Source organism: Pseudomonas sp. B21-053 (assembly GCF_026016365.1).
GTDB lineage: Bacteria > Pseudomonadota > Gammaproteobacteria > Pseudomonadales > Pseudomonadaceae > Aquipseudomonas > Aquipseudomonas nunensis.
The window spans coordinates 4,632,927-4,646,608 of sequence record NZ_CP087205.1 but is presented as its reverse complement, the minus strand read 5'-3'; the positions used below and the strand labels follow the sequence as shown (position 1 = coordinate 4,646,608).

The window sequence follows — 13,682 nt, the reverse complement described above, 5'->3', positions numbered from 1 at the left end:
GGGCGGTGCCGTCATCAGAGGTGCACCTGACATCAAAATGTCATTCGTTTATCGCGTGAACGCCATGTTCGCTGAGTAATGTCCTCGCCAATGAGATCGATCTCAAGCGAGTGACAATGACTGACTTGAAAGAAGTTGCACGACTGGCCGGTGTATCGCGGGCGACTGCCGCGCGGACCTTCGCCTCCCCCGAAGTGGTGCGTCCGGCGACCCGCGAGCAAGTCTTCGCCGCTGCCCGCGAACTCGGTTTTCGGCCCAATCGCCTCGGGCGCCAACTGCGTTTGCAAACCACCAACCTGATCGGGGTGGTGGTCCCCAATCTTCTCAACCCGGTGTTCGCCGAGCAGTTCCAGGCCATGGAGCGGGCCGCGCGTTTGCGCGGCTACAACTTGTTGCTGGCGACCACCGATTACGACAGCGAGCGTGAAAGCTCGGTGGTTGAGGAGTTGTTGCGCCAGCGGGTTGATGGGCTGGTGCTGACGGTCACCGATGCCGAAAGCAACCGCGTGCTGCAAAGCCTCGCCAGCGAGGACACGCCGTTTGTGCTGGCTTATCACCAACCGGGCAATCCCGATTACAGCGCGGTGTCGGTCGACAACCGCGCCGGGATGGCACTGGCCACGCGTTACTTGCTGGACGCGGGGCATCGGCGGATTGGCATGGTCGCCGGCCCGGCATTGCAATCCGACCGTGCCCGTTTGCGTTACGCCGGTTATGGCGACGCGATGCGTGAATACGGCCTCGACAGCTTGCCGGTGATCGAAATGCCCGCCCATACCCAGGCCGATTTCGCCGCCCTTCAACCTTTTTTGTCCGGACCACAGGCGCCCAGCGCGTTGGTCTGTTCCAACGATTTGCTGGCGATCAGCCTGATCGCCGAGCTGCGTCGGCACGGCTGGAATGTGCCTCGGCAAATGTCCGTGATCGGTTTTGACGGTATTGCCCTGGGCACGCAAATGCACCCCACGCTGTGCAGTGTGGTGCAGCCGATTGCAACGCTGGCCAGCACGGTCATTGAGCAGTTGCTGGCACAAATTGCTGGCGCCGCCCCGGTTTCCCATTGCCTGCCTTGCCATGTCCGGCCAGGCGAAAGTACTCAACCCTACGAGGAGACACTCGATGATCCGCTTCACTAAAACCCTGGCGGCGTTATGGCTGTGCGGTTTGGCCAGCCTGGCCCAAGCCGCTGAAACGGCGATTTGCTACAACTGTCCGCCGGAATGGGCGGACTGGGGCACCCAACTCAAGGCCATTGCCGACACCACCGGCGTGCAGGTCCCGCTGGACAACAAAAACTCTGGTCAGTCCCTCGCGCAGTTGGTTGCCGAGCACGCCGCGCCGGTCGCGGACGTGGTGTATTACGGCGTCACGTTCGGTTTGCAGGCACAAAAAGCCGGGGTGGTCGGGACTTATAAACCCAAGGGCTGGGAGCAGATTCCGACGGGATTGAAAGACCCGCAGGGGCACTGGTTTGCGATTCATTCCGGCACGTTGGGGATCATGGTCAACGTCGATGCACTGGGTGGCTTGCCGGTTCCGCAGAGCTGGGCTGATCTGCTCAAGCCTGAGTACAAAGGCATGGTCGGCTACCTCGACCCGTCGAGTGCATTCGTCGGTTACGTGTCGGCGGTCGCTATCAATCAGGCCATGGGCGGGACCCTGGATAACTTCGCGCCGGCCATCGATTACTTCCAGAAACTGGCGAAAAACGCGCCCATTGTGCCGAAACAAACCGCGTACGCGCGGGTGCTTTCCGGCGAGCTGCCGATTCTGGTCGACTACGACTTCAACGCTTACCGCGCGCGTTACAAAGACAAGGCCAACGTCGCTTTCGTGATCCCCAAAGAAGGCAGCATCAGCGTGCCTTACGTGATGAGCGTGGTGGACAACGCGCCGCATCGCGCCAACGCCGAAAAGGTCCTGGATTTTGTGCTGTCCGACCAGGGGCAGGCGTTGTGGGCCAAGGCGTATCTGCGCCCGGTTCGCGAGATGAAGATGCCGGCCGACGTCGCCGCGCAGTTCCTGCCAGACAGTGATTACGCCCGCGCCGGTGTGGTCGATTACGAAAAAATGGCGGCGGTGCAGGAAGCCTTTGCTGCGCGTTATCTGAGTGAGGTCAAGTAAGTGACGACTGTGCAGCTCAACGCGCTGGAGGCCTCGCCCCGCCGTGATGTTTTGCAGCGCTGGCGACCGACGGCGGCCTGGGCGCTGGCCCCGGCAGCGGCGGTCGTGCTCGCGTTCTGGCTGTTGCCGCTGGCGCATTTGATTGTGCTGGGTGGGCAAGGGCGCGACGGCAGCGACAGCGGCTACTGGCAAGTGCTGAGTAGTGCGCAATATTTGGGCAGCCTGGTGCAGACCTGCGTCCTGGCGGCGGTGGTGACACTGGCGGCGTTGTTGGTCGGTGGCATCAGCGGGGTGTTTCTCGCTCGCCAACAGTTCTTCGGGCGCTCGGCGTTGGTTGCGTTGTTGACGTTTCCGCTGGCGTTTCCCGGGGTGGTGGTCGGCTTTCTGGTGATTCTGCTGGCGGGTCGACAAGGCCTGTTTGCCGCGCTGGGCCTGGAGCTGGCGGGTGAGCGCTGGATTTTCGCTTACTCGCTGACGGGGTTGTTCATTGGTTATCTGTACTTCTCGATTCCGCGGGTGATTCTCACGGTGATGGCCGCGTGTGAAAGCCTCGATCGCAGCCTGGAAGAAGCCGCGCATTCACTCGGCGCCGGGCATTGGCGGGTGGTGTGCGACGTGATCGTGCCGGGGCTGGCGCCCGCGCTGGTGTCCTGCGGCGCCATATGTTTCGCGACGTCGATGGGCGCTTTCGGCACCGCGTTCACCTTGGGCACGCGGCTGAACGTGACCCCCGTAGCGATCTATAACGTGTTCACCAACTATGCCAATTTCACCGTGGCCGCTGCGCTGTCAGTCATCCTCGGGGCAGTCACTTGGGCGGTGCTGTTACTGGCACGGCGCGTGGCCAAACAGTCGGGGACAGTTTTGTGAAACGAACAACGCTGTTTATCGCACAACTGGTTTTTACCCTGTTGGTCTGTGCCTTCATGTTGGTGCCCGTGCTGATGTCGTTGCTGGCGGGGCTGACGCGCAATTACTTCGTCGGGGTGTCCAGTGGACTGACGTTCGACTGGTTGATTCAGGTCTGGCAAACCTACTCGCCGACGGTCTGGTTATCGCTGCAATTGGCGGTTGCCTGTGCCGTGTGCGTCTGCCTGATCGGCGTGCCGGCGGCCTATGCCCTGGTGCGGATGAACAACCGCTTCAGCCGCGCGTTCGAAGAACTGATGGTGCTGCCCGTGGCGATGCCGGGCTTGGCCAGCGCCCTGGCGCTGCTGCTGACCTATGGGCAATTCGGCGAATTTCGCCGCAGTTGGCTGTTCATCCTGGTGGGCCATGTGCTGTTCACTCTGCCGTTTCTGGTGCGCCCGGTAATGGCGGTGATGCAGCGCCAGCAACTGCCGACGCTCGAAGAAGCGGCGGCGAGCCTGGGTGCCGGGCCGATCAAGCGCTTTTTCAGTGTGGTGGTGCCCAATTGCCGGGCCGGAATACTGGCCGGGGTGCTGATGGTCGTCACCCTGTCGCTGGGTGAGTTCAACCTGACCTGGATGCTTCACACGCCAATGACCAAGACCTTGCCGGTGGGCCTGGCCGACAGCTATGCCTCGGCGCGGCTGGAAGTGGCCAGCGCCTACACCCTCATATTTCTGTTGATGATCGTGCCGCTGCTGATTGCGTTGCAGGCCATCAGCGCCCGTCTTTCTCGTGGAGAGCGTCGATGACTGGAACCACTATTCGCCTGCAGGGTTGCCGCAAGGCGTTCTCTGACGGCACCGTTGCTGTAGACGATTTGAACCTGACCATCGAGGCCGGGGAAACCCTGGCGATCCTTGGCCCGTCCGGTTGCGGTAAAACCACCACGTTGCGCATGATCGCCGGCCTTGAGCGCCCGGATGTCGGGCAGATTTTCTTTGCCGACAGCGACGTCACACGCCTGCCCATCGAGCGTCGCGACGTGGGCATGGTGTTTCAGAATTACGCGTTGTTTCCGAACCTGGACGTGGCCGGCAATATTGTTTACGGCCTGAAGATAAGAGGCCTGTCGCCCGCCGAACGCAACAAGCGCTGCGACGAGTTGCTGGAACTGGTCGGCCTGCAGGATCACGGCAAACGCCGTATTCATGAGCTGTCCGGCGGCCAGCGTCAGCGGGTGGCCCTGGCCCGAGCGTTGGCACCCCGGCCTCGGGTATTGCTGCTTGATGAGCCGTTGGCGGCGCTGGATGCACAATTGCGCGAACGGCTGCGCAGCGAGCTGGATCAACTGCTGCGCAGCTTGCGCATTACTTCGGTGTTTGTGACGCACGACCAGGGCGAGGCCATGGCGCTGGGGGATCGAATCCTGGTCATGGAGCGCGGACGCGTCGCGCAACTGGCCACGCCACGAGACATCTATCAGCAACCCGCCAACGCGTTTGTCGCCGGTTTCGTCGGCAACCTCAATGCATTCCCGGTCATCGAACCGACCGCCCATGGCTTGAAGGTCAGCGGCGGCGAGTTGCCCTGGAAGGGCATTCCCGTGCCGAAGACCGTGTACTGCCGTCCTGAGCATTTGCGTGTGATGGACGGAGCCGGACATGTGCGTGGTCGTCTGGTCGGGCAGTTTTTCCAGGGCGCGCAAAGCCGCCTGTTGGTGGACATCGGGGCTGAACAGCCATTGTTGGTCGACAGCGCTGACGGCGTCATCCATGCCACCGGCGCGCTGATTGCCCTGGCCATCGAACCGCACGTGTTATTCACCCTGCATTCGTAATGTTTTTTGTTTAAGAGCACTTATTTTGAACAGTCCGTTTCTTATTGCGCAGATCAGCGATTTGCACCTTAAAGCCGATCAAAAGCTGACCTACGGCGTGGTCGATTGCCTGGGTGCGTTGCGGCGCGCGGTCGATCATTTGAATGCCAGCCAGCCGCGCCCCGACATCGTGGTCATCAGTGGCGACCTGGTGGATTTCGGCCGTCCCGATGAATACGCGGTGTTGAAGCGCGAACTGGCGCGATTGCACATGCCTGTCTACCTGGTGCCCGGTAATCACGATGATCGCGAGCAGTTACTCGCGGGATTTACCCATCACCGCTATTTGCCGACGGACGCCAATGCGCCGCTCGATTGGGTGGTCGAGGATCACCCGGTGCGCCTGATCGGCCTGGACTCGACCCGCCCGGGCGCGCATGGCGGTCAGGTGTCGGACAGCCAGTTGCGCTGGCTCGATGAGCAATTGTCCCGTCGGCCCAATGTACCGACGCTGTTGATTCTGCATCATCCGCCGTTTATCACCGGTATCGGCCACATGGACCGAGAGTCGTTTATTAATGCCGCCGCGCTGGAAGCGCTCGTCGCTCGCCATCCGCAGATAGAGCGCTTGCTCTGCGGGCATCTGCATCGGCCGATGCAGCGTCGCTTCGGCGGCTCACTGAGTTGTGTGTGCCCCGGCACTTCCCACCAGATCGTGCTGGATCTGGAGGCCTCCGCGCCGGCACATTTCAATCTGGAGCCGGCGGGGTACCTGGTGCATCGCTGGCATCCGCAACATGGTCTGGTTACCCACAACGCCGTGTTCGGTGAATACGCCGGGCCTTATCCGTTTTATGACGTTCATGGATTGATCGACTGATAACACCAGGACGATGACGATGCTGTCCTTATTGAACTTGGGGAGGTGTTAACGACGGCCACTTAAGTACGGTTACACGACGTTTATCTCAATGATGACTTAATGCACGGGCTGACCCCTTGGTGGGCCCGGCGCTTCCTGCTGTCTTTTTACTGCGCACAGAACATGGCTTCTGCGCTGGAGTTCGCCCTGATGAAAGCCTCGTTTCAAGTATTAAGTTTTTTGACCGGCGGTTTGGGCATGGCCCTGAGTCCCTTGGCGTCTGCTGATTTCATTAATGACAGTAAAGCCAACTTGAACTTGCGTAACTTCTATTTCAATAACGATAACCGCGACGGTGCCGCCGCGCCGTCGAAAACCGAAGAGAGGGGCCAAGGCTTCATGCTCAACTATCAGTCGGGGTTTACCGACGGTACGGTGGGCTTCGGTCTGGATGCGATCGGTTTGCTTGGGATCAAGCTCGATAGCGGTGAAGGACGGCATGTCGGCAGTTCAATGATCCCCAGCGATGGCGCCAAGGCCGCGGATCAGTGGAGCCGTGTCGGCGCGACGGCAAAGATGCGCTTCTCCAAGACCGAGTTGCGCTACGGCACCTTGCAGCCGAAGTTGCCGATCCTGGTGGCGAACGATGGCCGACTGCTGCCGCAAACCTTTGAAGGCGGCCAGATCACCAGTAATGAACTCGATAACCTGACCTTTACCGCCGGCCAACTTGAACATGCTACTGGCCGTGGTTCCAGCGACAGCGCCGGCCTTGCGGTGGCGGGTGCCACTCAGGAAAGCAATAAGTTCACCTTTGCCGGCGGTGATTACAAACTGACTAAAGACCTGACGGCCCAGTATTACTACGCCAATCTCGAAGACTATTACCAACAGCACTTTGCCGGTTTATTGCATGTGCTGCCGTTGGGTGAATACGGTTCGCTGAAAACCGACCTGCGTTATTTCAAGACCACCTCCGATGGCAAGAACAGCAGTGCCGCCGGTCGCGCCAATGGCTACAAGTTTGGTGGTTACACCAAGGGCGGGACGGGTGAAATCGACAACGATACCTGGAGTGCTGCGTTCATTTACTCGTTAGGCGGCCATGCCATCACCGCGGGTTATCAAAGCGTTTCCGATGACAGCAACTTTGCGCAACTCAATCAGGGTGGATTGGTGGGCAAAGGCGAGGGCGGCGCCAGTCTTTATCTGTACACCGACCGCACCATTCAGACCTTCATTCAGGCCGGCGAACGAACCGCCTTCACGCAATACGCCTACGACTTCGCTGCGCTGGGCGTTCCGGGCCTGAAGGCGTCAGTCATGTACCTCAAGGGCGACAACATTCAGACGGCCAGCGGTAAGGACGCAAGCGAATGGGAGCGAGATATCTCCCTGGATTATGTGATTCAAAGTGGCGCGTTGAAGAACGTCGGTTTCGGCTGGCGCAATGCGATGTCACGCAGCGATATCGCCCGCGACCAGGATCAGAATCGCCTGATCGTGAGCTATTCCATTCCTCTGATGTAAGCCCCCGGCTCAAAGCCTATCGGCGGACAGGTTCACTATGGCGTGCGTGAACCTGATCCAGTCGACGATTTGCCTCCCCGTTCTCCCCGCCATTTATCCGCTAAATACAAAGCATCCTAACTATTACGTTGACATTCTCTGCCTAGGCAGTAACATCTCGACATACATTCTCTGCCTAGGCAGCTAATTGGTGTTCAGATGAAGCATTTCACCCCGGAACAATTCAAGCATTGCCATCTCGGCCTTTTGCTCGGCCGTGCCGCGCTGCTCAAGGACCGGATCATCGACACGCACATGGAACCCCACGGCATCACCGCCGCGCAGTTCAAAGTGCTGATCATCATGGCCCAGTTCGGCGTCGACACTCCGGCTGAACTGTGCCGCCACTTGTCCCTGGACAGCGGTTCGATGACGCGCATGCTCGATCGTCTGGAACAGAAAGGTTTCCTCGCCCGCCAACGCTCCGAGGCCGACCGCCGACAGGTGCAACTGGTGCTGACCGAACAAGGCCAGCAGTTGACTGACCGTCTGCCGGAGATCGGCGCCGATGCCATGAATGAACTGGCCGGCGCCATCACGCCGGACGAGTTGAGCACCCTGGAACAGATCCTGAAGAAAATCTTGGTGGCAGCCGGTGACTCGATCACCCTGCTGCGGGTAGGTGACAAATGAGCAGTAAAACCTTGCGTACCAGCCTGAGCCTGGTGCTGTCGGCCATGATCCTGGCCGGTTGCGCCAGCTACAGTGGCTTGCACACCGAAGGCAAAAGTGTCGATGCGAAAAGCCTCAAGGCCGGGCAATCCCTCACTGGCGTGACCCTGTCGCCGGCCGCCTGGCCGAAAAGCGACTGGTGGAAAAGCCTCGGCGACCCACAACTCGACGGCCTGATCCGCGAAGCCCTGCACGACAGCCCCGACATGCAGATCGCCGAAGCCCGCGCCCATCAGGCCAGCGCCGCCGCGTATGCCGCCGACGCCGATCGGATGCCGACCCTCGATGCCAGCGCCGGCATCAGCCGTTCGCGCCTGGCCAAGGATCAGGACCCACGCGGGCAGGGCGATGCCTACGCGACCGTGCGTAATATCAGCGCCAGCTTCAATTACAACTTCGACCTCTGGGGCGGTCAGCGTGACGCCTGGGAAGCCGCGTTGGGCCAGGCCCGCGCCGCCGAAGTCGATCAGCAAGCCGCGCAACTGACCTTGTCCGCCGACGTCGCCCGCGCCTACAGCGATTTGGGGCAGGCGCACATCGTCTATGACCTGGCCAATGAAGACCTCAAGCGCACCAAGCAAATGCTTGATCTGAGCCAGCGTCGCTTGAGCTCCGGGATCGACAGCCAGTACCAGTTCCAGCAAACCGAAAGCCTGGAAGCCAGTTCCGAAGCCAGCCTGATCGATGCGGAAAAACGCCTGAACAGCGCGAAAATTGCCTTGGCCGTACTGCTCGGCAAAGGCCCGGATCGCGGCAACGAAATCGCCCGACCGAAGATTCTCCAGGCCAGCGCCGTGGCGTTGCCGTCGGTGTTGCCGGCGGAATTGCTCGGTCGTCGCCCGGATCTGGTGGCTGCGCGCTGGCGGGTTGAAGCCGCGAGCAAGGACATCGCCGCGAGCAAGACCCAGTTCTATCCCAACTTGAACCTGACGGCTGCCGCCGGTGCTGAATCCTTGTTGGGTGACGCGATGTTCGGTTCGGCCAGTCGCTTCTTCAATATCGCCCCGACCATTTCGGTGCCGATTTTCGACGGCGGCCGCTTGCGCGCCAACCTCGATGCCCGCGACGCCGACTATGACCTCGCAGTGGCGCAGTACAACAAGAGCCTGGTCAAGGCGCTGGGGGATGTCAGCGACACCATCAACCAGTTGCGCGATATCGGCCGGCAGATTGGTGCGCAACAGCACGCCACCGAGATTGCCCAGGATTCTTACAACACCGTGGTCCAGCGCTACGGTTCCGGCATCGGCAATTACCTGGACGTGCTCAGCATCGAACAGCAATTGCTCCAGGCCCAGCGTCAGTTGGCCAACCTGAATGCCGAGCAGATCGATCTGTCGATCCAATTGATGCAGGCGCTCGGCGGCGGCTTCCAGGCCGAAACCATCGCCTCGGCCAATCCAGCTCCAGCCAAGCTGAACAACTAATTCAAGGTAACTGTCATGGCCACCGAAACTACTTCTGCTCCAACCCAACAAGCGCCTGAAAACGCCCAAGACACCAGCAACCCGCGCAAACGCAAAATCATGCTGGTGCTGCTGGCGATTCTGGTGATCCTCGCCGGTGCCGGCGTCTGGGCTTATCACGAATTCTACGGTCGCTGGAACGAAAGCACCGACGACGCCTATGTGAACGGCAACGTGGTGGAAATCACGCCGCTGGTCACCGGCACTGTCGTCAGCATTGGCGCCGATGATGGCGATCTGGTCCATGAAGGCCAGGTGCTGGTCAACTTCGACCCGAACGACGCCGAAGTCGGGCTGCAAAGTGCCCAGGCCAACCTCGCTCGTACCGTGCGTCAGGTTCGCGGTTTGTACAGCAACGTCGATGGCATGCGCGCCCAGGTCAATGCCCAGCAGGCTAACGTGCAAAAAGCCCAGGACAACTTCAACCGCCGGAAAAACCTCGCCGCTGGCGGCGCGATTTCCCAGGAAGAACTGTCCCACGCTCGCGACGACCTGACCTCGGCGCAAAACGCCTTGGCCAATGCGCAACAACAGCTGAAAACCACCAGCGCGCTGGTGGATGACACCGTGGTGTCGTCGCACCCGGACGTGATGTCCGCCGCCGCGCAACTGCGTCAGGCTTATCTGAACAACTCCCGCAGCACCCTGATTGCGCCGGTTACCGGTTATGTGGCCAAACGCTCGGTGCAACTGGGCCAGCGGGTTCAGCCGGGTACCGCGCTGATGGCAGTGATTCCACTGGATCAGCTGTGGATCGACGCCAACTTCAAGGAAACCCAGCTGCGTGACATGCGCATCGGGCAACCGGTGGACATCGAGGCCGACCTGTACGGCAGCGACGTGAAATTCAGCGGCACCATCGACAGCCTCGGCGCCGGTACGGGCAGCGCGTTCGCCTTGCTGCCCGCACAGAACGCTACCGGTAACTGGATCAAGATTGTTCAGCGTGTGCCGGTACGGATTCACGTGAATGCCGAAGAACTGGCCAAGCACCCGTTGCGCGTCGGCCTGTCGACCCAGGTCGATGTGAACCTGCACGACCAGAGTGGCCCGGTGCTGGCGCAACAGCCGCCACAAAAGGCTTCGTTCAGCACCAACGTCTATGACCGTCAGTTGGCCGAGGCCGACGCGATGATCGCGCAGTTGATCCATGACAACAGCGCTGCGGTCAGCAAGACCGCGCAACGCTGACCCTGTGGGAGCGAGCCTGCTCGCGAAGGCGTCAGACCCGTCGGCATCACTGTTGAATGTGCCGGCCTCTTCGCGAGCAGGCTCGCTCCCACAAGGCTTGCTGCGTCTGTAACAGGCGTGGCGCCAATCAGGTTCCATAGGATTCGCGATGAGCAATAACGCCTCTTTCACGCCGCCCAGCCTGGTGCTCAGCACTATCGGCCTGTCGCTGGCGACCTTCATGCAAGTGCTCGACACCACCATCGCCAACGTGGCCTTGCCGACGATTTCCGGCAACCTGGGCGTGAGTTCGGAGCAGGGCACCTGGGTGATCACTTCGTTTGCCGTGAGCAACGCGATTGCGCTGCCGCTGACCGGCTGGCTGAGCCGGCGTTTCGGTGAAGTGAAGCTGTTTCTCTGGGCCACCATCCTGTTTGTGTTGGCCTCGTTTCTTTGCGGTATCTCGACCTCGATGCCGGAACTGATCGGCTTCCGTGTGCTGCAAGGTCTGGTGGCCGGGCCGTTGTACCCGATGACCCAAACGCTGCTGATTGCGGTGTATCCCCCGGCCAGGCGCGGCATGGCCCTGGCGTTGCTGGCGATGGTCACGGTGGTGGCGCCGATTGCCGGCCCGATCCTCGGTGGCTGGATTACCGATAGCTACAGCTGGCCGTGGATCTTCTTCATCAACGTGCCGATCGGGATTTTCGCGGTGATGGTGGTGCGCTCGCAGCTCAAGGCGCGTCCGGTGGAAACCAGCCGTCAGCCGATGGATTACGTCGGTTTGATCATGCTGATCATTGGCGTTGGCGCGTTGCAGATAATCCTCGATAAAGGCAACGACCTGGACTGGTTCGAATCGAACTTCATCATCATCGGCGCGGCGATTTCGGTGATTGCCCTGGCGGTGTTCGTGATCTGGGAAATGACCGACAAGCATCCGGTGGTCAACTTGCGGTTGTTCGCTTACCGCAACTTCCGCATCGGCACCATTGTGTTGGTGCTGGGTTATGCCGGTTTCTTCGGTATCAACCTGATCCTGCCGCAATGGCTGCAAACCCAAATGGGCTACACCGCCACTTGGGCCGGTCTGGCGGTGGCACCGATCGGGATTCTGCCGGTGCTGATGTCACCGTTTGTCGGCAAGTACGCGCACAAGTTCGACCTGCGCCTGCTGGCCGGGCTGGCGTTCCTGGCGATTGGCCTGAGCTGCTTCATGCGCGCCGGGTTCACCAACGAGGTCGACTTCCAGCACATCGCCCTGGTGCAACTGTTCATGGGCATCGGCGTGGCGCTGTTCTTTATGCCGACCCTGAGCATCCTGATGTCGGACCTGCCGCCGAGCCAAATCGCCGACGGCGCAGGCCTGGCGACCTTCTTGCGAACCTTGGGCGGTAGTTTCGCGGCGTCGTTGACGACGTGGATCTGGATTCGCCGGGCGGATCAACATCATGCGTACCTGAGCGAAAGCATCACCACGTACGACCAACCGACCCGGGATGCCTTGCACGCCTTGGGCGGGGCGGGTACCCCGGCGTATGCGCAACTCGACCAAGTACTGACCAGCCAGGCGTACATGCTCTCCACCGTGGATTACTTCACGTTGCTGGGGTGGGGGTTCATGGGGTTGATGCTGATCGTGTGGCTGGCCAAGCCGCCGTTTGCGGCAAAGGCGGGGCCGGCTGCTTCGGGCCACTAAGCCATACACAGTCCCCTGTGGGAGCGAGCCTGCACCGAAGATCCCCTTGTAGGAGCGAGGCTTGCCCGCGAAGGCGGTGTGTCAGTTGATGGAGATATTGACTGACACGACGCCTTCGCGGGCAAGCCTCGCTCCTACAGGGATTGCGCAAGTCTTTAGTGGGTTGGGGCGGCCAGTTGCGGCGGCGGGGCGAAGTCGAACGGGGCGAGGGCAAACCCTTGCTCATCCACTTGCAACGCCCAGCCCTGGCGATCCCAATCCCCCAGCACAATGCGCCGGGCGGCTTGCTCGCCAATCTGCAACTTGTGAATCGCCGGTCGATGGGTATGCCCATGGATCAGCGTCTTCACGCCATATTCCTGCATGATCCGCGGGACTTCTTCCGGCGTCACATCGACGATGTCATTGGCCTTCATCCGCGTCTGCGCACGGCTTTCGCTGCGCAGTTTGCGCGCCAGGTTATGGCGGGTGCGCAGGGGCAGGTGGCGCAGGATGAACAGGGTGATCGGGTTGCGCAGGTAACGACGCAGCTTCATATAGCCGACATCGCGGGTGCAGAGGCTGTCGCCGTGCATCAATAGCACCGGCTCGCCATAAAACTGCACGACACTCGGGTCTTTCAACAACGTGCAGCCGGCCTGTTTACAGAAGGCCTTGCCGAGCATGAAGTCGCGATTGCCGTGCATCAGAAAAATCGCCGTGCCGCTGTCGCTGAGATTGCGCAGGGCCTGGCAGATGGAACGCTGGAACGGCGTCATGGCATCGTCGCCAATCCACGCCTCGAAAAAGTCGCCCAAGATGTACAACGCACTCGCCGAACGGGCGCGTCCGGCGAGCAAATCCAGAAACGCCCGGGTAATGTCCGGGCGCTCCTCTTCCAGATGCAAGTCTGAAATCAGCAGTATCACTCAATGATCTCGGCTTTCTCGATGATCACATCTTCTGCAGGTACGTCCTGGTGGCCGGACTTGGAAGTGGTGCTCACGCCTTTGATCTTGTCGACGACTTCAGTGCCGGCAACCACTTTGGCGAATACTGCGTAGCCCCAGCCCTGGGTGGTCTTGGCGCTGTGGTTCAGGAAGCTGTTGTCAGCCACGTTGATGAAGAACTGGGCGGAAGCCGAATGCGGCTCCATGGTGCGAGCCATGGCCACGGTGTACTTCTCGTTCGGCAGGCCGTTGTCGGCTTCGTTCTGGATGCTTGGGCGCTTGTCTTTCTTTTCTTTCATGCCTGGCTCGAAACCGCCGCCCTGGATCATGAAGTTACCGATGACACGGTGGAAAACAGTGTTTTCGTAGTGGCCGGCTTTGACGTATTCGATGAAGTTGGCAACGGTAACCGGTGCTTTTTCAGCGTTCAGTTCCAGGACGATGTCGCCGTGGTTGGTGGTCAGTTTGACTTGGGTCATGATCGGCACTCTTTCAAGAAATTCGTGGGTTTCGGGGCGTTTCG

At 60.5% G+C, this 13,682-nt stretch carries 13 protein-coding genes; 11 read left to right on the top strand and 2 right to left on the bottom strand.

Going from position 1 to position 13,682, the window contains the following annotated elements; genetic code table 11:
• Positions 1-116: 116 nt before the first annotated feature.
• From LOY68_RS20830 to LOY68_RS20780, 11 genes are all read left to right on the top strand, one after another.
• Positions 117-1,136 (top strand): substrate-binding domain-containing protein, encoded by a 1,020-nt coding sequence (locus tag LOY68_RS20830; RefSeq protein WP_265039509.1) that lies wholly within the window; start codon positions 117-119, stop codon positions 1,134-1,136.
• Positions 1,120-2,124 (top strand): ABC transporter substrate-binding protein, encoded by a 1,005-nt coding sequence (locus LOY68_RS20825; RefSeq protein ID WP_054053726.1) that lies wholly within the window; start codon positions 1,120-1,122, stop codon positions 2,122-2,124. The genes LOY68_RS20830 and LOY68_RS20825 overlap by 17 nt, the downstream gene beginning before the upstream one ends.
• A gap of 9 nt (positions 2,125-2,133) precedes the next feature.
• Positions 2,134-2,994, top strand: coding sequence for an ABC transporter permease (locus tag LOY68_RS20820; protein ID WP_413787204.1), 861 nt, complete (start codon positions 2,134-2,136; stop codon positions 2,992-2,994).
• On the top strand, positions 2,991-3,785 hold the full coding sequence (locus LOY68_RS20815) for an ABC transporter permease (RefSeq protein WP_163913734.1): 795 nt from the start codon (positions 2,991-2,993) through the stop codon (positions 3,783-3,785). The genes LOY68_RS20820 and LOY68_RS20815 overlap by 4 nt, the downstream gene beginning before the upstream one ends.
• The gene (locus LOY68_RS20810) at positions 3,782-4,813 is read left to right on the top strand and encodes an ABC transporter ATP-binding protein (RefSeq protein ID WP_265039505.1); all 1,032 of its coding nucleotides are present in this window, start codon (positions 3,782-3,784) and stop codon (positions 4,811-4,813) included. Before LOY68_RS20815 ends, LOY68_RS20810 begins: the two co-directional genes overlap by 4 nt.
• Positions 4,814-4,838: 25 nt before the next feature.
• Positions 4,839-5,672, top strand: a complete 834-nt coding sequence (locus LOY68_RS20805) for a phosphodiesterase (protein ID WP_265039504.1) — start codon at positions 4,839-4,841, stop codon at positions 5,670-5,672.
• A 192-nt stretch (positions 5,673-5,864) separates the two neighbouring features.
• Complete coding sequence (locus LOY68_RS20800; RefSeq protein WP_265045818.1) at positions 5,865-7,184, top strand: OprD family porin; 1,320 nt, start codon at positions 5,865-5,867, stop codon at positions 7,182-7,184.
• 198 nt (positions 7,185-7,382) lie between these two features.
• A complete protein-coding gene (locus LOY68_RS20795) occupies positions 7,383-7,856 on the top strand; it encodes a MarR family winged helix-turn-helix transcriptional regulator (RefSeq protein WP_265039502.1) in 474 nt (157 codons plus the stop codon).
• On the top strand, positions 7,853-9,322 hold the full coding sequence (locus LOY68_RS20790; protein ID WP_265039501.1) for an efflux transporter outer membrane subunit: 1,470 nt from the start codon (positions 7,853-7,855) through the stop codon (positions 9,320-9,322). The genes LOY68_RS20795 and LOY68_RS20790 overlap by 4 nt, the downstream gene beginning before the upstream one ends.
• A 15-nt stretch (positions 9,323-9,337) precedes the next feature.
• Entirely contained in the window at positions 9,338-10,552 is a 1,215-nt protein-coding gene (locus LOY68_RS20785; protein WP_265039499.1) for an efflux RND transporter periplasmic adaptor subunit, read from the top strand.
• 148 nt (positions 10,553-10,700) lie between these two features.
• Positions 10,701-12,230, top strand: a complete 1,530-nt coding sequence (locus tag LOY68_RS20780; RefSeq protein ID WP_265039498.1) for a DHA2 family efflux MFS transporter permease subunit — start codon at positions 10,701-10,703, stop codon at positions 12,228-12,230.
• Between the two features lie 155 nt (positions 12,231-12,385).
• Here the strand turns inward: LOY68_RS20780 and lpxH are convergent, their stop codons facing one another.
• Positions 12,386-13,138, bottom strand: a complete 753-nt coding sequence (lpxH, locus tag LOY68_RS20775; RefSeq protein WP_265039497.1) for a UDP-2,3-diacylglucosamine diphosphatase — start codon at positions 13,136-13,138, stop codon at positions 12,386-12,388.
• On the bottom strand, positions 13,135-13,638 hold the full coding sequence (locus tag LOY68_RS20770; RefSeq protein WP_054053931.1) for a peptidylprolyl isomerase: 504 nt from the start codon (positions 13,636-13,638) through the stop codon (positions 13,135-13,137). Before LOY68_RS20770 ends, lpxH begins: the two co-directional genes overlap by 4 nt.
• Between the last annotated feature and the right edge of the window lie 44 nt (positions 13,639-13,682).